Below are 20,194 nucleotides of genomic sequence, written 5' to 3'. Positions count from 1 at the left end.
ACTGAAGCATCAATTAAGGAGAGCTGAGATATAGCTTATCGGCTACTCTCTATCCCTCTTTAGTTGAGGTGCTTCGACTGGCTAGCAGTTCACCCTCAAATATATTTTTAATCTTTTCCGCATATTCAGGATCTGTTGCATATCCAGCATCCTGAAGCTGCTTCACGTAGTCGTAAGGGTCACCCGCACTCTCTAATGCCATGCGATATCTGGGACTGTTTTTCAAAAAATCGACATAATCCCTGAAGCTCTCCTCATAGCTGTTATAGCTCCTGAAATGAGCTTTCTCTCGCTGAGCGATACCCTCACGAAACTCAAGCGTAGAAACCTGAGCACTCTCTCCATTCCAGCGGCTATCCGCTTTGATATTGAAGAGATTATTACTGTTGCCACCATCGACAGAGCGAACCATAAATTTCCCCCACCCCGTTTCAAGAGCTGATTGCGCTAGAAGCACGCGGGGATCAACACCCAATTCACCTGCAACCTTTTGCGCTAACGGCATCAGTTTTTCGACAAACTCTTCGGGTGACTCAAAACGATCCGGCAGTGTTTGCTGAGGTGCTTTTGCCGCAGCATCAAGCTGCTGTTGAAACACCTCTTTAACCGTACTTTTCTGCTCCTCAGTCAGAGTCACTCCAGGTGGGTTTTCCTGCCCCTCTGCCTTGGCAAGAAGCGCAGAAGCAGCGATAGCTGCAGCCTGATCAAACGCCTGATTGAGTTGACGACTGTTCAGATCTAATGCTTTTAATTCCGGTGTAGTTTTCTCTGCAACCTTGCCACCCAGTTGGCGTACCAGCACATCCGTCAGGCCGATCCCTTTGGAATTAGCCATCTCCATAGCGATCTGGTTATCAAACATACTCTGATAAAGTTTTGTCTGACTGCTATTCATAAAGTTATCTTCGCCAAACGACGCGTTTGCCTCACGCATTGAACGCAGCAACATATTCAGGAACAGCTGTTCAAACTGCTGTGCCGCCAGACGTAACCCTTCATCACTATTGGTTTTCGCCTTAGCTTTCAGTTTTTGCAGCTCTGCCAAATCAGAATAGAGCTGTGAATTATCGCCACCGGCACCTGTTTTAATCATCAGATCACCACCAACTCTGCTTTTAGCGCACCGGCCTGCTTCAAGGCTTCCAGAATAGCCATCAGGTCACCCGGCGCAGCGCCTACCTGATTAACCGCTTCAACGATATCCTGCAGGTTAGTGCCCGGAGCAAACTCAAACATATGACCGGAGCCTGCATCTACCTGAATACCGGTACGCGGGGTGATTACAGTCTCTCCCTCAGCCAGTGGATTCGGCTGATTTACATCAAACTCTTCCGCAATCGCAACCGTGAGGCCACCGTGAGTAATCGCGACCGGCGTCACCTGAACATTCTGGCCAATGATGATGGTACCGGTACGTGAGTTGATCACGACCTTGGCGGCATTCCTCGCTGGTTCCACATTCAGATTCTCAAGAACCGACAGAAATGAAACTCGCTGATTGGGATCACGCGGAGCTCTTACCCGGATAGAGGTTGCATCCATAGAGGCCGCCATACCGGGCCCCAATAGATGGTTGATCTGCTCAGCTACACGACGTGATGTTGTGAAATCAGGACGATGGAGGTTAAGTACCAGACTATCTCCCTGGGCGAACCCACTCGGTACAGATCGCTCGACCGTTGCCCCATTCGGTATACGACCGACGCTGGGTACATTCAGTGATAAGCGCGAGCCATCGGCCCCCTGCACACCAAAACCAGACACAACCAGGTTACCCTGAGCCAGTGCGTAAACCTGCCCGTCAGCCCCCTTCATCGGGGACATCAACAAGCTACCACCGCGCAAGCTTTTAGCATCACCGATTGCAGACACAGTGATATCGATCGACTGACCAGGCTTTGCAAACGCCGGGAGCTCAGCATGGATCGCCACCGCAGCGATATTTTTCGACTTAGGATTAATCGAAGGCGGGATAGCCACGCCAAAATTATTCAGCATGTTACGGAATGTTTGCGAGGTAAAAGACGTTTTATCCCCGGTGCCATCCAGACCCACCACTAAGCCATAGCCCACCAGCTGGTTAGAGCGCACGCCTGAGATGCTTACCATATCTTTCAGACGACCCGCCTCAGCAGCCAGACTGAAAAGCAAACTAAAGATAAGTACTAATGTAGCTTTCATATCATCTACCTCAGAATGGCCAGATCGCGCCGATGAAGAACCGGGACATCCATCCCATCACATTAGAATCGTTCACTGCACCGGTACCACTGTAGGCGATACGTGCATCAGCCAGTTTGGTCGATACCACGGTATTATCGGAACTGATATCCTGTGGCCTCACCATCCCGCTGATACGGATATATTCATCACCCTGATTCAGAGTGAGCCATTTCTCACCTTTAACCAGCAATGTCCCATTGGGTAGCACATCATGCACAGTCACCGTGATATTACCGGTCAGACTGTTGCTCATATCGGATTTACCCTCACCATCAAACTCTGTTGTACTGGATGGCAGCGAGAAGCTCACCGGCTTACCGAAAGCGGTCACAGGCTCTCCGAAAGCGGTTGCTTGCTGTAGCGAGGTAGAACCCTCTTTATCAATTTCGGTTTTAGCACTTTTCTGTGAACTGGTGCTTTCCTGAAGCGTGATTGTGAGGATGTCACCGACACGATGTGCACGACCATCACCGTATAAATTGATGCTGGTCGCAGCATTGTAAATAGAGCCATTCACCGGTTTTGGCTGAATCAGCGCTTGCGGTCTGACAGGGGCATACTCTGGGTTGTTCGGTTTAACCTGTTTCTGTACACAACCGCTCAATAGCAGGCTGGCGGATACAAGGCTTAAAATCAGTGTTTTCATCTCAGCGTCCCCTGTTCAGTCAATTACAGCTGCTGGCTCACGAAGGAGAGCATCTCATCAGCGGTAGAGATCACTTTAGAGTTCATCTCGTACGCACGCTGCGTGGTGATCATATCCACCAGCTCTTCAACTGAATTAACGTTCGACCCCTCCAGGGATCCCTGAATCAATACTGCGGTGCCATTCTCACCTGGCGTACTGACCAGTGGAGCCCCACTGGCAGCAGTTTCCTGATAGAGGTTCTGACCTAACGCCTGCAAACCCTGAGGGTTTACAAAATCTGCCAGCTGAAGCTGGCCGATCTCTGTTCCCTGAGCATTACCCGCTGTTGTTACCTGGACAATACCGTCAGTACTGATGGAAAAATTCACCACATCAGCAGGCAGAGTGATCGCTGGCTCAATCTGGTAACCCTCAGCGGTCACCAACTGGTTATCACTGTTCAGATGGAGCTGGCCATTTCGGGTATACGCCTGATCACCACTGGGCAGAGTTACCTGAAGAAAACCACGCCCATTGATAGCTACATCAAACGGCTCATCGGTAATCTCCATATTTCCTGTGGCAAAGATCTTCTGAGTTCCGACCGTTCGAACCCCTAAGCCCACCTGCAAACCGGAAGGTAGCTGAGCTTCTTCCGCTGTTTGCGCACCGGGCTGGCGACGGATCTGATACATCAGATCTTCAAAGACAACGTTATCTTTCTTAAAACCAACAGTGGCAACGTTGGCCAGGTTATTTGAAATCACCTTCAGGTTAGTATCCTGAGCGGTCATACCTGTTTTTGCTACATTCAGTGCACCGTGCATCTATCTATCCTCAGGTGATCGTTAAGCTATTTTCAAAATGGATGTAGCCGCTTCGGAGTTTTCCTCGGCGGTTTTCATCATCTTGACCTGCATCTCAAACTGACGGGATGAACTGATGATCCCTGTCAGCTCGCTTACAGCGTTGACATTGCTGGACTCCAGAAAGCCGGAACGGATTCTGACATTCTGATCGGCCTGTAGCGGTACCGCATCCCCACTGGTCATCAGACCATCAGGCCCTTTAAACAGCGTCTTAGGATCAGGATTAACCAGTTTAATCTGGTCAGCTACCAGCAATTCAGCTGTACCTTCACCCAGGGGGCGCAGAGTAATGATGCCGTTGGTTGCAATTTCGATCTGCTCGAAAGGCGGCAACGTGATAGGAATGCCGCCATTGCCCATTACCGGCAAACCACTGCCCGTAACTAACTGGTTAGCGGCATTGATCTGCAGCGAACCGGCACGGGAATACCCTTCAGTTCCATCAGCACGGATAACCGACATCCAGCCATCGCCGGCGATCGCTATATCAAGCTGTCGACCCGTTTCGATCAATGTCCCACTGGATGTGTCGGTTGCCGGGCGCTCAGTTTGTGCATATACGCGTGACGCATGCCCCTCCCCGAACACCTGCATAGCGCGGGCTTGCGCCAGATCAGACTTAAAACCAGTGGTATTTGCATTCGCAAGGTTGTTCGCGTGAGCCTGCTGCGCGAGCATATTTTCACGTGCTCCACTCATCGCTAAATACAGAACCTTATCCATCTCTTAATCCTAGATTTGGCAGCAACACTGCACTTTTATCTCAAGAAAAAAACATTATTAATATCGATAAAAGCAATCGTTGTGCCAAAAACAAAAAAGCCGCATAAATGCGGCTTTTTTATCGGGAGGCTGAATCAGATCTGCAGGATATTCTGCGTTACCGTATTGAGCGTTTCCAGTGTCTTTGAGTTTGCCTGGAAGTTACGCTGCGCTTCTATCAGCGCTACCAGTTCGGCAGAAAGATCCACGTTAGATTGCTCCAGCGCAGCAGACTGCAGGGTACCATTCAGCCCCGTTCCTGGCGGGTTGAGGATCGCATTACCAGAAGCAAAGGTTGCACTCCACTCGGTATCACCGGATGGGGATAGGCCTGATTGGTTTTCAAAGGTCGCAATCGCAACAACACCCAGATTCTGGTTCTGACCGTTGGAGAAGCTCGCAACCATCTCACCTGTTCCACTGAAAGTCACACCGATCAGGTCTCCTTTGGTGTAACCATCCTGCTGAGAGGATTTCACAATCGAAGCGGATGCAAACTGAGTGGTATTAGAAATATCCAGATCGATAGTTGTAGTTGAATCTGCTGGATCAGCGCCCGTTATCGTAATGCCAGGCACAATGGCACCAACCGAGAACTGCTGCCCATTAATCCCACTAAGCAAACCGTTGGACGGGTTAAACTTAATCAGAATGGGGCCTGGCTCCGTACCTGTACCCGCTTCACCAGGATCTAACGCCTTGCCGATATCCAGAGTTTCAGTACCGTTCAGATATGCATACATGCGATAAACCCCTAAATAGGAATTATCACCATCTTTAATCTCTGGTGCTGCGAATGGATTAACTGCCGGTGCAGAGGTTTCAGTTATTTGCAGCGCATCACCATCGGGAATATCACCCGCCTCTGCTTTATAAGTAATGACGACACTTTGGTTGATATTGTCATAGATAACCGATTCAACAGTAGGGTTAGCATCTTTTATCTTAGCTTCTGCTGCTGCTACCGCTGCCCCTATATCATCAATTCCGGAGCCGCTAGGAATCGCTGGTAATGAGATCCCCCCAATCTCTAATACAAGATCATCTGCCAACGGCGCAACCGCCGCGTTGATATCAAAGCTATAGGTCTCATTTGCAGCAATTTCAGATACAACATCCTCAGCAACCTCAAGGGTACTAACACCACCTGCATCCGTAATTTGAACTAGGTCAGGTTCAGGAAACTCTGCCTTAAAGCGTAGAGTCAAATCTCCAGCGCCATTAACAATTACGCTTTCAATTCTGGGATCACCTGAGAGTGGATCTGTCATGCGTGCAAAGAAGTCCACAACTTCTGCTGGTGCTGTGGTTTTTTCACTTATAACTAATCCTGCATTCGCCGCGTTAATAACATTCGCAGTATCGGTAGCAGTGATCGCCACCCCTGAAATGTCATCTCCCGTTTCAATGCCAGTGACATTCTGCTGAGCTTGATAGGGGCGCGCTTCGGCCATGTTAAACTTGATCGTATGCTCATTACCCAGACTATCAAATGTACGCATCGTCGTACTGTAGGTAAATGAACCCGGCTCATCTTTATCATAGTCAGGCAGTAAGGTTGAAGAGTCTTCCCGAGAGTCAATATTGAAAGAGAGATCAATTCCTTCGGTTGCCTTAGGTGGGCTCTCTTTTTGCGTAACCGCTAAGTTACCAATCGGCAAACGGTTACCCTCTGCATCAAGACCATAGCCCTGCAGGAAGTTACCCGTCTTTGATACAACAAAGCCATTCTTATCCAGCTCAAACGAGCCCGCACGGGTATAGGTTGTACTACCCTGGCCATCATCTAGTTGGAAAAAACCTGAGCCGTTGATCGCCAGATCCAGGTTATTGTTGGTGAACTGGATGGTACCTGCCTGAAAATCCTGAGCGATATCTGTCACGGTAACACCCGCACCCGCCACATTGGATGAGCCTGCACCGACAACCGCGGTAGCATAGATATCACCAAACTCTGTACGTGAAGATTTGAAACCCACAGTACTCGCGTTGGCAATATTGTTACCGGTTACATCCAGGTCTGTGGTAGCTGCCTTCAGACCGTTAACTGCTGTATTAAAACCTGACATTGTCCTACCCTCACACGCCGATCTGTTTCACTTCACTGACATCGTACGTGCCAGCAGTTGTATTTACTTTCATGCCGATACCATTTTCACCCAAGGTGACGCTGTTCACCCGATAAGCCATATTGGTATCAATTGCCTTGTATTCATTGTCATCAAAACGCTCAACCACAAAGGTGTACTCCCCTGCAGGGTGCTCAGCATTGCCCTCTTCATCAAACTGCATCTGCCAGGCAAACTCATGCTCACCCTGGGTAACGGCACCTAGCTGCATGGTGTCTACTAAAGAACCACTGGAGTTATAAACTTTGATTCTCACCTCAGAAGCGCTGGTTTCCAGATTAAACGCACCTTTCGCAAAGGGGTTCATCGCTGTACCCACCTCTGAGGTATCACCGGGAATAAAGACGGAACGTCCAACCATCGAAGAGGCCTGCAGTGCGGCCTGACTCGAAAGCATCGCCTGCGAAGTTTGCGCCACTGTCTGATTGAGGTTGTTAATACTCTCAACCTGAGACATGGTTGCGATCTGCTGCATGAAATCGGTGGTATCTGCCGGGCTTGACGGATCCTGATTCTGTAGCTGTGCAATCATCAGACGCATAAACATATCACTGTCTTCTTCTGTCTGGCTCTTGGCCGTACTCGAAGACTGATTCGTCTTATTGATTTGATCAAAGACGTTTTGATTAACGCCATTTACGTTACTCATGGCTATTCGCCTCGTACCTTAAATTATTGCTGACCAAGACGGATGGTTTGCTGCATCATCTGTTTGGCAGTATTCATAATCTCTGTATTAATCTGGAAAGAGCGCGACGCGGAGATCATATCCGCCATCTCTTCAACCACATTCACATTTGGGTAGTACACAAACCCCTGCTCGTCAGCCATCGGATGACCTGGGTTGTACTCCTGCCTCAGCTCAGCATCACTCTCCACGATATCCAGCACCTGCACACCCTGCCCCGACGCCAGACCCGATACATTTTCAGGATCTTTTAACGGATCTACGGGCTGTATGGCAAAAACCGGTTTACGTGCCCGATAGGTTTCATCCACACTGGAGCTGACACTTTCCGCATTGGCCAAATTACTCGCTGTGGTATTCAGACGGATCGTCTGAGCATTCATAGCTGAACCAGCGATACCGAAAACATTACTTAATGACATGATTATTCACCCTTTATCGCTGCTTTCAGGCCTGTGAATTTTTTATTCAGAAATTGAAATGAAGCTTGATAGTCCAGAGAGTTTTCGGTGTAACGTGCCATCTCTTGTTGCAGTTCAACCGTATTGCCATCAACAGAGGGTTGGTTTGGAATACGAAACATCATATCGGCAGCAAGATCAGGCTCTAACAACTCTGTTTTATGCTGCGCAGCAGTTGCGGTCTGCTTAATCTGCAGCTTAGTCGCATTTTCCAACACATGGGAAAATTCAACATCTCTGGCTTTAAAGTTAGGCGTATCCGCGTTAGCAATATTATTCGCTAAGACTTCAGCCCGGCGAGCACGATGTAAAAGTGCGTCCTCATGTATACCCAGCGCTGCATCAAAACTAATAGCCATAACCTTGCCTCATCTCAAAGATGCTCAAACAAATGCAATTCATGTACCAAACAATTAAAACCTTTATATTTCAATATATTACAAATTATCACCAATTATAACGCCATGATAACGGCAATATTACGGCGGCCCCTTGCCACATGCGGCAAGCGGAAAGCGGAAAGCGGAAAGCGGAAAGCGGAGCATAAAAAAAACCGCTGATGTAAATCAGCGGTTTCTTAAGATGACCTAGGTATCAGTATCAGATCGCCTGATAGATGATGCCAGGGCGGCAGTGTATCATTTTATACTTATCTGAAAGGCCAGATAAAAACTCGGAAGCCCCTAGGATCAGGTACCCACCCGGCTTAAGAACACCATGCATTTTGCTTAATATTTCCAGTTTCTTCTCACTGGAGAAGTAGATCAGAACATTTCGGCAGAAAATTACATCGAACTTACCCATAGCAGAATACTGACCAAGCAGATTAATACTCTGAAACCTAACACCTGACTTTATCTCCGGCTTGACCGCCCAACTACCACTGGGGGTTTCACGGAAATGCTGTGTCAGGCGCTCCTGAGATAAACCACGCCCAATGGCCAACATCTCATATTCACCACGACGTGCCTGCTCAAGAACCTGGGTCGATATATCAGTTGCTATAATCTCGCCACTCGATAGTTTACCCGGATTCTTTTTCTTGAATTCATCAAAGGTTATACTTATCGAGTAGGGTTCCTGCCCCGTTGAACAAGCGGCCGACCAGATCCTGACTCTGGAACCCATCCCTCCTGCACCGGTCATCTCAGGCAGGATTCTGTCTCTTAAAATATCGAAGGGATGAACATCTCTAAACCAAAGCGTTTCATTGGTCGTCATTGCATCAATAACTTGCTCTCTCAAACGCTTCGATGCCGGACTCTGCAATTTAGAGATCAGCTCTTTTAAACCCGGGCATCCCTGTTCCTGAACAATTTTTCCTAACCGACTTTGTACTAAGTACTGTTTATGCTTAGCCAGTAATATACCGCTATTATCTTCTAGAAAACGACTGAACAACTCGAAATCAGCATCTGTGATGGTAAAGCTTGAACGCCCGGCAATACTCATTGAGAGTAAGAAACCTCTGCTTAGTTATTTTCGACCTGCTGAATTCGCTGAACCACAGCGGTCGCCAGATCATCAGGATTAAATTTTGCGAGAAATCCATCCGCGCCGACTTTCTTCACCATAGAAACGTTGAATCCACCTGATAGGGAGGTGTGTAATACCACATGCATCCCAGACATACGATCATCTTCACGAATCATCGATGTTAGGGTATATCCGTCCATTTCTGGCATCTCAATATCAGAGATGATCATCAGGAAATGACTGGTAACATCAGTGCCTCGTCCGGCCATATCCTGAAGCAGATCCCAAGCCATGCGTCCGTTATTACATGACGTTACCTTGATACCCAAATTTTCCAGGCTGCGCTGCATCTGGTTTCTAGCCACAGAAGAATCATCAACAATTAAGATCTGGTGTTCACGTGCTTTCGCACGCACCTGATCATCTGCAACATCCTTACTCACCTCAGTCGGCATTGGGTAAAGATCTGCAAGTATCTGTTCCACATCCAGAATTTCGATCAATTTGCCTTCATGCTCAAAAATAGCAGTCAGGTAATTCTCCACACCGATCTCTGTAGGTGGCGCCATAATCTGGTCCCACTGGGTATTGAGAATACGATCAACCTGCCGCACCAGAAAAGCCAGTGTACGACGGTTATACTCCGCCACAATGAGAAAACAATCCTGTCTCTGCTCGTGTGGCACTTTATTACGGCCCACCGCTTCAGAAAGATCCAGTACAGGGATTGTTTCGCCTCGAATATGAGCCATTCCCTTAATGGCAGAAGTTTGCCGAGGAACCTCGGTCAATTCAGGGCACTGTAGCACTTCACGCACTTTGAAAACGTTAATGCCATATTGCTGCTCTGATTCCAGACCAAACAGTAAAAGTTCGAGTCTGTTCTGCCCCACCATTTGGGTGCGCAGGTTTACACTATCTAGGATACCTGACATGATCTAACAATCCCGTGAGATGAATTCTTTTCTGGTTAAACGTCGACACATAACCACAATGTTAGTTACCACAACGTGAATACGCATAATTTAACACGACTTTTATTACTAACCACTTTTCTTTTGGTGCCTTTTCACCTTTCGGCAAATGACCAGACAATGCGTCTTGAGCAAGAGGCGGCTGCATTTCTGAAAGCACATTACAAAAATACCCATCCGTCTGTACGTACAGAGATCAAACTTAACCCGATCAGCCGAAAAATCAAACTAAAAAATTGCCATTCTCCGTTAGAATTTCAAACACCTAGAGGGAATGGTAGCAGAATTACTCTGCGTGCACGCTGCAAAAACCCGAACTGGCAGATTTTTATTGTTTCAGAAATCAAACAATACGGCCCTGCTGTTATCAGCCGAATCAGTCTACCGAAAAAAACAGCTCTCACTCCTCAGAATATCGTCACACAAGAGGTAGAACTCACCAATATCCGTACCAACCACTTTCAACAGTCTGCCGACATTCTGGGCTGGATCACCAAAAGAAGCCTCCCATCAGGCACTGTACTTACCGCGTCGATGCTGAAAGCTCCCCTGGCGGTGTCTAAGGGAAATGCTGTAATTATTGAGGCAAAACGTAAGTCTGTGACTATTCGTGCATCCGGTACTGCACTTGAAAACGGGTCCATCGGGCAACAGATAAAAGTTATGAACGATCGATCAGGCAATATCATTAAGGCAACGGTGATTGAATCTGGACTGGTACGCGCGCCCTAAAACCGCCTCAATGGATCATACCCACCTAAATTGCTATAATTCATCCAAATAAATCAATTTTTTCCTAAAGTTCAGCCCTTATTAGCCGATAAGCTGGTTCAGATACAAGTTTGAGGACGGACTAATGATTAACGACATCCCGGGCAACCTGGCATCAAACCAGACAGCTAATGCCCGCGCTCGTACAGGAGAGCAGAACAGCGCAGCCAAATCTGGCAGCTCTGCTACATCTGCACAACCGCCGTCCAGCAAGGGTGATACAGTTAAACTCAGCACAGCAGCACAGACACTGCAGAACGTTGAGACAAAATTGGCTAACACACCTGATGTGGACAGTGAGCGCGTCGAGCAGCTAAGGCAGGAAATAGAAAGTGGCAACTACCAGATCAACGCTGAACGCGTTGCATCCAAGATGCTAAACTTTGAGAGCCAACTGTGATTTCGATATGAATCAGGAACAGATAGATCAACTTGATACCCTGCTTCAGCAGGGTATTTTGCTTTTAGAGTCTTTGAGCGAAGTCTACGATACTGAGCTAAATGCACTCAGCAGCAAAGACCTTGAGCTACTTAGCGATACGACTCAAGAGAAGATGGGACTGCTTAATAACTTCCACAACTTCACGCTTGAACGCGTTGAACTGCTTAAGTCCTATGGATATGAGATAGAAGCTGAGAACTACTCCACCCCTGAAGATCAATCCCTACCTGCACCTACACTGGCAGAGCACAACACACGCATCAAACAACTATTAAAAGAGCTCCAGCAGAAAAACAAACGTAACGAACAAGCGATCTACCGCAACCAACAAAATGTCAGCCAACTATTAGCTATAGTTCGCGGCCACAAGAAGCAGGATCAGCTTTATAACAAAACAGGCAGTTCAGGCCTCTATAAAGCCCAAAGCAGGATTGGCAAAGCCTAAGAGAATTAAGCTGAGTGATAGTGACTCATAGTAATTTTCAAGCTAGAATCCACGTCCAATCTGAGGATTTTCCGTGTCCCAGTAGCTCAGTTGGATAGAGCGGTCCCCTCCTAAGGGACAGGCCAGGGGTTCGAATCCTCTCTGGGACACCATCAGATTGACATTTACCTTAGTAAATTTCCCAACCCTCCATGGGGCAACTGATCTATTTCATGTTCCAGATAACGCTTCAGCTCACTCTGTTTAGATTTTTCATGGATATCCAAGCTGAGCCGTTCAGACAGTTTCATATAACGCCTTACCATTTTCAAACGCTCTTCGCGCTTATCAACACTGTCGCGAGCAGATTCCAAAAACAGTTGCGCCAAGTTGAGCAATGCACTGGCATTACTCGCATCATACTCGGTAGCTAAACCAAAATATTTCAACGCCTGAGGGATCTTACCCGATAAGTAATGCTTCACACCTAGACGGTTCACCTTACCACTCATCTCAGGATCCACTTTCTTCCCTCTTGAAGCGCCTTCGACGCTGGAGTCTTCAGGCTCCAGGATTGGTACAGCATCTCCAGTCACACTCAGAAGCTCACGATCAAGATCCAGCGGCGCATCAAGCTCAGAATTAATCAGTTGCGCTTCCCGGGTTGCACGGTTAGCTGTATCGGTTTCACCAAGCTGCTGATACATTTCGCTTTTTAAAAGCGACGCCTTCACTTGCAATACTCTATCATTAGGAAACGCCTGAAATGCCTGAGCCAGTGTTTTTTCAAACTCCCCCTCCAGCTCTTTAGCCACGCCGCCTAGCGCGCCATTCATCTCCAGGCGCTTAACATTGGCAAAGCGCAGATAAGGTTCCGGTGAGCGGTAGCAACTGTGACGCCCTAAAACTATAGATTTTTTATATGCCCCGCCTGCAACATCAAGTTGCTTCGTCTGAGTAGCCAAGCGACCCAACTCCATCTGCCTTGGAATCCCCATTGGACATTTCTGAGTTGCTTCGACCGCTGTATCGCGCGCCTTATCCAGATCCCCCTCCTTTTCAAAGACTATCGCAAGAAGGTCATAAGCAGCCATATACAATGGGTACTCTTCTATCAGATCAATGAGAGTATCTCGTGCAGCAGTGTAGCTCCCCTTTGCCACCAAACCTTCTGCCCAGATCAACCCTGCTTCCTTGTCATGCGAGTTCCAATAGATCTGCTCAGCTACACCGATTGATTCATCGAACTTCTGGAATTGGAGCAATAGCTTGGCCAGAATCAGTTGGGATTCTGCATATTCGGGATCATATGTGGAAAAATTTCGTTTACAAAAATTGATTGCAGCAGGGAGGTCACCAATTTCCAAAGCCTCATCTACTGGCTTGAAAACAGATTTACGGTAAAGAATACTGTCTAGCCTGTGTTTAAGCTCATCGACAGAAAACGGTTTCATGATCAGATCATCAGGGCGACTATCAATCGCGTGAAGAACAATCTCTTGCGATGCATCACTCGTCATAAAGATCCAGCACGCACTGGGCTTTATGAAATCGCGATAGCGGCACTCTTCTAGAATCTGGATGCCCGTTACACTATCACTGACATTATGACCTAGCAGAATCACATCATAATTATTTTCCGAAACCTCGGTAATCACACGATCATTGATGGTAACGGCCTTAAGGTTAACCACCCCAAGACTTCGTAACATATAGAAGATAGTTGAGCGCATGTTGCCACTGCTTTCAATCAGCAACACCTGCTTATCTGAATAATCCACTTTCGCCACTCAGCTATCCACCAACAGAAAGACTTGTCCCGTTAGTATAAAAGCGTAACAGCTATGACAAAAGCATTTACTGCAAACAAAAAAAAGCACCGAGTGTAGGGTGAAACACACGGTGCCAAGACAGTTCTATGCTGTAGAAACATCCTATCCTCAGAAGCCGCAAACACTAATGACGCAGATCAAGAAAAAACGATCTGCACAGGCGTACGCTAAAGTATTGAGACAATATGATGAGATCATGCCTGTCAGGTTTCAGTTACACTAAACAAAAACCCATAAAAACAGATACCTATGACTACTGCATTTATTACGCACGATGATTGTGGCCTTCACAATATGGGGCCGGAACATCCAGAAAGCCCTGTCAGACTTCTAGCAATTAAAAAGGTTTTAGAAAAAACCGGTTTAATTCAAGAGATGGAGCAGCTGGAATCAGTTCACATTCTCCCCGAACAGATTCAACTTGCGCATGCCCACCTGCATCAAAAGCGGCTTGAGATGAAGTTACCGGAACACGGCGTTGTCTATACAGACGATGATACTGCTCTGTGCCCTCACTCTCTACATGCCGCCAGCCTGGCAGCGGGATCAGCGGTCATGGCTGTTAATAGGGTCATTGCAGGAAAATCACAGAATGCATTTTGCGCGGTCCGTCCGCCAGGGCATCACGCAGAGCATAATATCCCAATGGGATTCTGCTTCTATAATAACGTCGCTATAGCCGCCATGCACGCCCTACAGCAGCCAGGGATTGAGCGTGTTGCCATTTTTGATTTTGATGTACATCACGGTAATGGCACTGTTGATATCTTTAAAGATCGACCTGAAGTATTGGTTTGCTCTACATTTCAACACCCATTTTACCCAGAACGTTATAGCGATATTCAAAGGGATAACATCATCAACTGCCCTATGGATGCACACAGCGACGGTATGGTGTTCAGATCTCTTGTTGAAGGAAAGTGGCTACCTGCCATTCAGGCACACAAACCGGATATGATTCTGATTTCTGCCGGTTTTGATGCCCACCATGAAGACCCAATGGCAGATATCAAACTGAATGAAGAGGATTACCGCTGGGTTACTCAGATGCTAATGGATTCCGCTAGAACCTATAGTCAGAACCGACTTGTGTCAGTTCTAGAAGGCGGCTATAACCCTGTATCGCTTGCATTCAGTGTACAGGCACATTTAGAAGTACTTGCAGGACATTAGAAAATTCTTCCATAGCTTTTAGATACCGCTACTACCGGAAGAACTACCGGAAGAAATAAGTAACAACAAAGGCTGCCAATTGGCAGCCTTTTTACTATACAGAGTGTTACTCAGCTTACGAACTTGATCATTACGCCAGCGGCAATCGCAGAACCGATTACACCCGCTACGTTTGGACCCATCGCATGCATCAACAGGAAGTTCTGAGAGTTATACTCCAGACCGATCTTGTTAGATACACGCGCAGCCATTGGCACCGCCGATACGCCTGCTGAACCGATTAGAGGGTTAATGGCATTACCACCCATCATCTTGTTCATCAGCTTAGCCATCAGGACACCTGCAGCCGTACCGATACAGAACGCAACGATACCCAGAGACATAATACCCAGAGTCTGTAGATCCAGGAACTTATCTGCAGATAACTTGGAACCTACCGACAGACCCAGGAAGATAGTCACGATATTGATCAGAGCATTCTGCGCAGTATCGCTCAGACGATCTACCACACCACACTCACGCATCAGGTTACCGAAGCAGAACATACCCAGAAGTGGAGCCGCATCTGGCAGCAGCAGCGCTACCAAAATCAGCAGTACAATCGGGAACATGATCTTTTCCAGCTTACTTACGTGACGTAGCTGACTCATCTTAATTTTGCGTTCAGCATCTGTAGTCAGCGCACGCATGATTGGCGGCTGAATCAAAGGCACAAGCGCCATATAAGAATATGCTGCGACCGCAATAGCACCCAGCAGATGCGGAGCCAGAAGACTGGTTACGTAAATAGCAGTTGGACCATCAGCACCACCAATGATACCGATTGCCGCCGCTTCCTGAATATTGAAGTCCATGATACCCATAGAAGACATAGTTACTGCACCAAGTACGGTAGCAAAGATACCGAACTGAGCCGCAGCGCCCAGGAATAGGGTACGCGGGTTAGCAAGCAGAGGACCGAAGTCGGTCATCGCGCCTACACCCATGAAGATCAACAGAGGAGCAGCTGTAGAGCCAATTGCAACGCTATAGAAGTTGTACAGCATACCGTTGGCATAACCACCGTCGAGCGCCACATTAATTGCGGCCTGATGCTCAGCAGCAGAAGAGCTGTGGTAGGCATGTAGAATGTCATGTGGGTCTGTGCTGGTAATATTCAGCGCAGCCGCCAATCCATTCAGAACTTCCGGCACAGCGAAATGCACGGCATTTTCTACCGCTGTATATGCAAGACCAGCTTCCGGAATATTTGCCATGATGCCACCGAAACCAATCGGCACCAGCAGTAAAGGTTCGAAATTCTTTTTGATGGCCAGAAACAGAAGTAACAGGCCCACCAAAATCATTACGACCTGACCGCCAGAGATGTTATACGCACCAGAGGCAAGAAACAGTTCGATTAACTTATCCATCAAACAGTACCTTAAGCCAGAGTCAGCAGAGTGTCGCCAACCTGTACAGCGTCACCTTCCTTAACATCGACGGTAGAAACTGTACCCGCACGCGCCGCACGTACTTCAGTTTCCATCTTCATCGCTTCCAGTATTACGAGCACATCACCTTCCTGCACAGCCTGACCAGCAGCAACCTGTACTTTCCAGATATTACCCGCCAATGGCGCTGCAACAGCTTCAGCATCCCCAGCAGGTGCCGCAGGAGCTGCAGCTGGAGCCGCTGCAGGAGCGACAGCAGAGATATCTCCGCCTTCAGTAACTTGAACAACGTAGTTCTGGCCGTTAACAGTAATAGTGTAAGTCTGTGGACCTGTATTCTTCGGTGCAGCCATTGCTTGTGCGTCCTCTAATGTAGGTGCAGGTTCAAATGCATCAGGGTTGTTACGATTTTCTAGGAATTTAAGACCGATCTGAGGGAACAGAGCATAGGTCAGAACATCATCAATTTCGTTCTCACCTGTCGTCAGTTCAATACCTTTCTCAGCTGCAAGGCCTTTAAGTTCTTCTACCAACTTATCCATTTCTGGTTCAAGCTGATCCGCTGGACGGCATGTAAGTGCTTCACCGCCATCCAAGACACGAGCCTGAAGATCAGCATTATATGGCGCTGGAGCTGCACCATACTCACCTTTCAGGATCCCCTGAACTTCTTTAGAGATTGTTTTGTAACGCTCGCCCATCAGGACGTTGATTACAGCCTGAGTTCCAACGATCTGTGAAGTCGGTGTTACTAGCGGGATATGCCCCAAATCTTCACGTACACGCGGGATTTCGGCCAGTACTTCATCAAATTTATCCGCAGCACCCTGCTCTTTCAGCTGGCTTTCCATGTTGGTCAACATGCCACCAGGTACTTGAGCTACCAGGATACGTGAGTCGGTACCGCGCAAAGAACCTTCAAATTTAGCGTACTTCTTACGAACATCACGGAAGTAAGCAGCAATTTCTTCCAGCTGAAGCAGATCCAGACCTGTATCACGGTCAGTACCCTGCAAAGCAGCTACTACGGATTCAGTCGCTGTATGACCGTAAGTCATGGACATAGATGAGATCGCAGTATCGACACGATCAATACCCGCTTCTACAGACTTAAGAATTGTCATATCAGACAGACCCGAAGTTGCATGAGCGTGCAACTGTACTTCCAGATCAGTTTGAGCTTTTAGACGTGAAACCAGATCAAATGCATCATACGGCGTCAGGATACCGGACATATCCTTAATCGCGATAGAATCAGCACCTTTATCTTCAAGAGTCTTAGCGTATTCAACCCACATATCGATGGTATGAACAGGGCTCTTAGTAAAAGAGATGGTGCCTTGAGCGTGCTTACCTGTAGCTTTAACAGCCTTGATAGCTGTTTCCAGGTTACGAGGGTCATTCATCGCATCAAAGATACGGAATACATCAACGCCGTTTGTTGCAGCACGTTCTACAAATCTATTCACTACATCATCAGCGTAGTGGCGATAGCCTAGCAGGTTTTGCCCGCGTAGTAGCATCTGCTGTTTAGTGTTTGGCATTGCCTGCTTAAGCAGACGAATGCGCTCCCACGGATCTTCTCCGATAAAGCGAATACATGAGTCAAATGTTGCGCCGCCCCAGCTTTCTAGGGACCAAAAGCCTACTTTATCCAGCTTTTCCGCGATCGGCAGCATGTCTTCAACTCGCATACGAGTAGCAAACAGCGACTGGTGTGCGTCACGCAGAACTACGTCGGTAATGCCAAGTGGTTTCTTTGCGTCGGTCATGGGTAATGGCCTTCTGTCGATTAATGCAGATTATTCGTTATTGATCCGTTCTTTTTTATGAACGGTATTTATGAACCGCAGCTGTCATAACAGCCACTAATTCATCATTGTTGTTAGCCGCAACGGCTGCAGGCGCAGCTTTTTTTGCTTTAGGCTGCGGTGGTGCTTCAGGGAAGAACTTGTCTACAACTTTGGACATTCCTGACGTAGCGAAAACCAACAAAGTTAGAAAGACAACAACGAAGCCCATACCAAAGACCATTAATTCAAGGCCTTCTGATAACAGATTATCCATCTAATGGGTGCTCCTGTACTTATCGAAACCCATTCGCCATTTTAAGTAGCTTTTGGCCCAACTGCTTGTAAGCAGAACTTAATTGGCGGATGTACTAGTTGCAAATGGACCACAATTAAACCCGAAAAGTCCATTTCAGGCAATAAATTGAGGTGAAAATTCGATCAAAGAAGGAGAATGAACCAAAAAACACTGCAACTTTCGATCCATTCAGGTGATTCATTAATTTATTCACTTTTACCGGGGCGGTAGACCTTCACATTAGAGAAGCCCCTTTCCTGCATCTGATGAGCATGCATCTGACTCATTACCCCTTTTTCACAGTAAAGTAAGTACTCTTTCTCCTCGGAGAATTCATCTGCAGCTGCAGACAATGAGAAGAATGGGATCAGCTGTATTTCACATCCAGGAATGTTGAGAGGTTTTTTCTCCTGCTCATGAGGAGCCCTGATATCAACCACAATCTGGTTATCCGCGACTTTAGTCAGTGCTTCAACCTCTGCATGGATATTCACATCCTCTTCAATCTCATCAATACTAATAACCTGACGCCTTTCTAAGGCTCTCTCCAAGACATCAAAATCAAACTCAGCTTCCTCTTCGCTGACTCGCTCTTTCTTGGCACAGGTTGTTGGCCGATCCGAGATAACACCGCAATACTCTGGCATATTTTTCGCGAAATCATAGGCACCAATCTCTCGCGTCACATCGATAATATCCTGCTTATCCATCGTAATTAATGGCCGCACTACCAGCTTCTCAGTTGCCGCATCAATAATTGCTAAGTTAGGAAGCGTCTGACTGGACACCTGAGCGATACTCTCCCCAGTAACCAATGCATCAATTTTCATCTTGTCCGCAACTTTCTCGCCCGCACGCATCATCATCCGCTTCAGTACCACCCCCATATGAGAGTGATGCACAGACTGCAGAATCTCTCCGACCACTTCATCAAAAGGAATCGTGATAAATTTAACTCTCGCGGATGAACCGTAACGTTGCCACAGATACAAAGCGACCTGTTTTACGCCAATCTCATGAGCATGACCACCCAGATTAAAAAACAGGAAGTGCGTTTTACAACCACGACGCATCGACATATAGCTGGCAACGATGGAATCAAAGCCGCCGGAAATCAACGATAGTGTTGCCTCCTGAGTACCCAGCGGGAAACCACCCAACCCTTTATATAGGTTTGTTACCACATGAAGTTTGTCATTGCGGATTTCAAGATCGACATATACGTCCGGTTTATGAACATCAACACCCGCTGAATCAGCATGCTGGTTTAGACCGCCGCCCACATAGCGCTCCACATCAACCGATCTGAAGTCATGCTTTCCTGAACGCTTCACACGCACTTTAAACGTTTTGCCCTTCAACTGCGGGGCATAGATCGCATAGGCCTTTTCATATACATCATGAAAATCACCTAATGGGTATTCGGTCACTTCAATAAAACTGTGAATACCCGGTGTTCTAGAGAGCTGATCAACAACCTTTTCTACCAATTCCGGCTCGAGCTGATCACATTCAACATCAAGCTTATCCCACTGACCGCGCACTCGTATCCTTTCATCGATTCTGCGCAGCATATTTTGCAAATTACTCTGCAAGCGCTGAATCAGGCGCTTTCGAACAGGACGGCTTTTGATAGTAATTTCGGGAAACAAACGGATAGAGAACTTCATAGTATTGAGCTCAAACAGGCAATGGGATTGGATAGCAATTATAAAACGAGGAGGGGTGTTATATATAGTGCAGATGGCGCGCCCGAGAGGATTCGAACCTCTGACCGCCTGGTTCGTAGCCAGGTACTCTATCCAGCTGAGCTACGGGCGC

20 protein-coding genes and 2 tRNA genes are annotated in these 20,194 nt (G+C 47.4%); 5 read left to right on the top strand and 17 right to left on the bottom strand.

What is annotated here, in order from left to right:
* Positions 1-49: 49 nt before the first annotated feature.
* The 11 genes from flgJ to Q0882_RS15850 all read right to left on the bottom strand — a co-directional run bounded on the left by flgJ (position 50) and on the right by Q0882_RS15850 (position 10,171).
* On the bottom strand, positions 50-1,093 hold the full coding sequence (flgJ, locus tag Q0882_RS15900; protein WP_299183741.1) for a flagellar assembly peptidoglycan hydrolase FlgJ: 1,044 nt from the start codon (positions 1,091-1,093) through the stop codon (positions 50-52).
* Positions 1,093-2,181: a flagellar basal body P-ring protein FlgI gene (locus tag Q0882_RS15895; RefSeq protein ID WP_299183738.1), complete on the bottom strand. Its 1,089-nt coding sequence runs from the start codon at positions 2,179-2,181 to the stop codon at positions 1,093-1,095. The genes flgJ and Q0882_RS15895 overlap by 1 nt, the downstream gene beginning before the upstream one ends.
* A gap of 10 nt (positions 2,182-2,191) precedes the next feature.
* Positions 2,192-2,869, bottom strand: coding sequence for a flagellar basal body L-ring protein FlgH (gene flgH, locus Q0882_RS15890; protein WP_299183735.1), 678 nt, complete (start codon positions 2,867-2,869; stop codon positions 2,192-2,194).
* A 23-nt stretch (positions 2,870-2,892) separates the two neighbouring features.
* Positions 2,893-3,678, bottom strand: coding sequence for a flagellar basal-body rod protein FlgG (flgG, locus tag Q0882_RS15885; protein ID WP_299183733.1), 786 nt, complete (start codon positions 3,676-3,678; stop codon positions 2,893-2,895).
* A 21-nt stretch (positions 3,679-3,699) separates the two neighbouring features.
* The gene (locus Q0882_RS15880) at positions 3,700-4,443 is read right to left on the bottom strand and encodes a flagellar basal body rod protein FlgF (RefSeq protein WP_299183731.1); all 744 of its coding nucleotides are present in this window, start codon (positions 4,441-4,443) and stop codon (positions 3,700-3,702) included.
* Between the two features lie 134 nt (positions 4,444-4,577).
* A complete protein-coding gene (locus Q0882_RS15875; protein WP_299183728.1) occupies positions 4,578-6,551 on the bottom strand; it encodes a flagellar hook protein FlgE in 1,974 nt (657 codons plus the stop codon).
* A gap of 10 nt (positions 6,552-6,561) precedes the next feature.
* Positions 6,562-7,260 (bottom strand): flagellar hook capping FlgD N-terminal domain-containing protein, encoded by a 699-nt coding sequence (locus tag Q0882_RS15870; RefSeq protein WP_299183725.1) that lies wholly within the window; start codon positions 7,258-7,260, stop codon positions 6,562-6,564.
* Positions 7,261-7,283: 23 nt separating this feature from the next.
* The gene (gene flgC, locus Q0882_RS15865; RefSeq protein ID WP_299183722.1) at positions 7,284-7,721 is read right to left on the bottom strand and encodes a flagellar basal body rod protein FlgC; all 438 of its coding nucleotides are present in this window, start codon (positions 7,719-7,721) and stop codon (positions 7,284-7,286) included.
* 2 nt (positions 7,722-7,723) lie between these two features.
* Positions 7,724-8,119 (bottom strand): flagellar basal body rod protein FlgB, encoded by a 396-nt coding sequence (gene flgB, locus Q0882_RS15860; RefSeq protein ID WP_299183710.1) that lies wholly within the window; start codon positions 8,117-8,119, stop codon positions 7,724-7,726.
* Positions 8,120-8,360: 241 nt separating this feature from the next.
* Positions 8,361-9,212 carry a protein-glutamate O-methyltransferase CheR gene (locus Q0882_RS15855; protein WP_299183708.1) on the bottom strand — a complete coding sequence of 284 codons (852 nt, stop codon included), beginning with the start codon at positions 9,210-9,212 and terminating at the stop codon, positions 8,361-8,363.
* Between the two features lie 20 nt (positions 9,213-9,232).
* The gene (locus Q0882_RS15850; RefSeq protein ID WP_299183705.1) at positions 9,233-10,171 is read right to left on the bottom strand and encodes a chemotaxis protein CheV; all 939 of its coding nucleotides are present in this window, start codon (positions 10,169-10,171) and stop codon (positions 9,233-9,235) included.
* Between the two features lie 159 nt (positions 10,172-10,330).
* Here Q0882_RS15850 and flgA point away from each other — a divergent pair, with 159 nt between their 5' ends.
* The 4 genes from flgA (at position 10,331) to Q0882_RS15830 (ending at position 12,020) form a co-directional block, all read left to right on the top strand.
* Positions 10,331-10,942, top strand: a complete 612-nt coding sequence (gene flgA, locus Q0882_RS15845; protein WP_299183702.1) for a flagellar basal body P-ring formation chaperone FlgA — start codon at positions 10,331-10,333, stop codon at positions 10,940-10,942.
* A 124-nt stretch (positions 10,943-11,066) separates the two neighbouring features.
* On the top strand, positions 11,067-11,381 hold the full coding sequence (gene flgM / locus Q0882_RS15840; protein ID WP_299183699.1) for a flagellar biosynthesis anti-sigma factor FlgM: 315 nt from the start codon (positions 11,067-11,069) through the stop codon (positions 11,379-11,381).
* Between the two features lie 7 nt (positions 11,382-11,388).
* Complete coding sequence (locus tag Q0882_RS15835) at positions 11,389-11,868, top strand: flagella synthesis protein FlgN (protein WP_299183696.1); 480 nt, start codon at positions 11,389-11,391, stop codon at positions 11,866-11,868.
* Between the two features lie 75 nt (positions 11,869-11,943).
* Positions 11,944-12,020, top strand: a tRNA-Arg gene (locus Q0882_RS15830).
* Positions 12,021-12,032: 12 nt separating this feature from the next.
* Here the strand turns inward: Q0882_RS15830 and Q0882_RS15825 are convergent.
* Positions 12,033-13,637, bottom strand: coding sequence for a tetratricopeptide repeat protein (locus Q0882_RS15825; RefSeq protein WP_299183694.1), 1,605 nt, complete (start codon positions 13,635-13,637; stop codon positions 12,033-12,035).
* A 291-nt stretch (positions 13,638-13,928) separates the two neighbouring features.
* Here Q0882_RS15825 and Q0882_RS15820 point away from each other — a divergent pair, with 291 nt between their 5' ends.
* A complete protein-coding gene (locus Q0882_RS15820) occupies positions 13,929-14,852 on the top strand; it encodes a histone deacetylase family protein (RefSeq protein WP_299183692.1) in 924 nt (307 codons plus the stop codon).
* A gap of 110 nt (positions 14,853-14,962) precedes the next feature.
* Here the strand turns inward: Q0882_RS15820 and Q0882_RS15815 are convergent, their stop codons facing one another.
* The 5 genes from Q0882_RS15815 to Q0882_RS15795 all read right to left on the bottom strand — a co-directional run bounded on the left by Q0882_RS15815 (position 14,963) and on the right by Q0882_RS15795 (position 20,194).
* Positions 14,963-16,264 (bottom strand): sodium ion-translocating decarboxylase subunit beta, encoded by a 1,302-nt coding sequence (locus Q0882_RS15815; RefSeq protein ID WP_299183689.1) that lies wholly within the window; start codon positions 16,262-16,264, stop codon positions 14,963-14,965.
* 11 nt (positions 16,265-16,275) lie between these two features.
* On the bottom strand, positions 16,276-18,057 hold the full coding sequence (gene oadA / locus Q0882_RS15810) for a sodium-extruding oxaloacetate decarboxylase subunit alpha (RefSeq protein ID WP_299183686.1): 1,782 nt from the start codon (positions 18,055-18,057) through the stop codon (positions 16,276-16,278).
* A 55-nt stretch (positions 18,058-18,112) separates the two neighbouring features.
* A complete protein-coding gene (locus Q0882_RS15805; RefSeq protein WP_299183683.1) occupies positions 18,113-18,352 on the bottom strand; it encodes an OadG family transporter subunit in 240 nt (79 codons plus the stop codon).
* Between the two features lie 227 nt (positions 18,353-18,579).
* On the bottom strand, positions 18,580-20,043 hold the full coding sequence (thiI, locus tag Q0882_RS15800) for a tRNA uracil 4-sulfurtransferase ThiI (RefSeq protein ID WP_299183680.1): 1,464 nt from the start codon (positions 20,041-20,043) through the stop codon (positions 18,580-18,582).
* A gap of 74 nt (positions 20,044-20,117) precedes the next feature.
* Positions 20,118-20,194, bottom strand: a tRNA-Arg gene (locus tag Q0882_RS15795).

It is taken from the genome of uncultured Neptuniibacter sp. (genome assembly GCF_947498015.1).
Classification (GTDB): Bacteria; Pseudomonadota; Gammaproteobacteria; order Pseudomonadales; family Balneatricaceae; genus Neptuniibacter.
The sequence above is the reverse complement of the archived record's forward strand: the minus strand, read 5'-3'. Positions and strand labels throughout refer to the sequence as shown.

Bases quoted from the DNA above. Each gene is read 5' to 3' on its own strand.
- flgJ (WP_299183741.1), bottom strand. From the start codon at position 1,093: ATGATTAAAACAGGTGCCGGTGGCGATAATTCACAGCTCTATTCTGAT.
- Q0882_RS15895 (WP_299183738.1), bottom strand. From the start codon at position 2,181: ATGAAAGCTACATTAGTACTTATCTTTAGTTTGCTTTTCAGTCTGGCT.
- flgH (WP_299183735.1), bottom strand. From the start codon at position 2,869: ATGAAAACACTGATTTTAAGCCTTGTATCCGCCAGCCTGCTATTGAGC.
- flgG (WP_299183733.1), bottom strand. From the start codon at position 3,678: ATGCACGGTGCACTGAATGTAGCAAAAACAGGTATGACCGCTCAGGAT.
- Q0882_RS15880 (WP_299183731.1), bottom strand. From the start codon at position 4,443: ATGGATAAGGTTCTGTATTTAGCGATGAGTGGAGCACGTGAAAATATG.
- Q0882_RS15875 (WP_299183728.1), bottom strand. From the start codon at position 6,551: ATGTCAGGTTTTAATACAGCAGTTAACGGTCTGAAGGCAGCTACCACA.
- Q0882_RS15870 (WP_299183725.1), bottom strand. From the start codon at position 7,260: ATGAGTAACGTAAATGGCGTTAATCAAAACGTCTTTGATCAAATCAAT.
- flgC (WP_299183722.1), bottom strand. From the start codon at position 7,721: ATGTCATTAAGTAATGTTTTCGGTATCGCTGGTTCAGCTATGAATGCT.
- flgB (WP_299183710.1), bottom strand. From the start codon at position 8,119: ATGGCTATTAGTTTTGATGCAGCGCTGGGTATACATGAGGACGCACTT.
- Q0882_RS15855 (WP_299183708.1), bottom strand. From the start codon at position 9,212: ATGAGTATTGCCGGGCGTTCAAGCTTTACCATCACAGATGCTGATTTC.
- Q0882_RS15850 (WP_299183705.1), bottom strand. From the start codon at position 10,171: ATGTCAGGTATCCTAGATAGTGTAAACCTGCGCACCCAAATGGTGGGG.
- flgA (WP_299183702.1), top strand. From the start codon at position 10,331: ATGCGTCTTGAGCAAGAGGCGGCTGCATTTCTGAAAGCACATTACAAA.
- flgM (WP_299183699.1), top strand. From the start codon at position 11,067: ATGATTAACGACATCCCGGGCAACCTGGCATCAAACCAGACAGCTAAT.
- Q0882_RS15835 (WP_299183696.1), top strand. From the start codon at position 11,389: ATGAATCAGGAACAGATAGATCAACTTGATACCCTGCTTCAGCAGGGT.
- Q0882_RS15820 (WP_299183692.1), top strand. From the start codon at position 13,929: ATGACTACTGCATTTATTACGCACGATGATTGTGGCCTTCACAATATG.
- Q0882_RS15815 (WP_299183689.1), bottom strand. From the start codon at position 16,264: ATGGATAAGTTAATCGAACTGTTTCTTGCCTCTGGTGCGTATAACATC.
- oadA (WP_299183686.1), bottom strand. From the start codon at position 18,057: ATGACCGACGCAAAGAAACCACTTGGCATTACCGACGTAGTTCTGCGT.
- Q0882_RS15805 (WP_299183683.1), bottom strand. From the start codon at position 18,352: ATGGATAATCTGTTATCAGAAGGCCTTGAATTAATGGTCTTTGGTATG.
- thiI (WP_299183680.1), bottom strand. From the start codon at position 20,043: ATGAAGTTCTCTATCCGTTTGTTTCCCGAAATTACTATCAAAAGCCGT.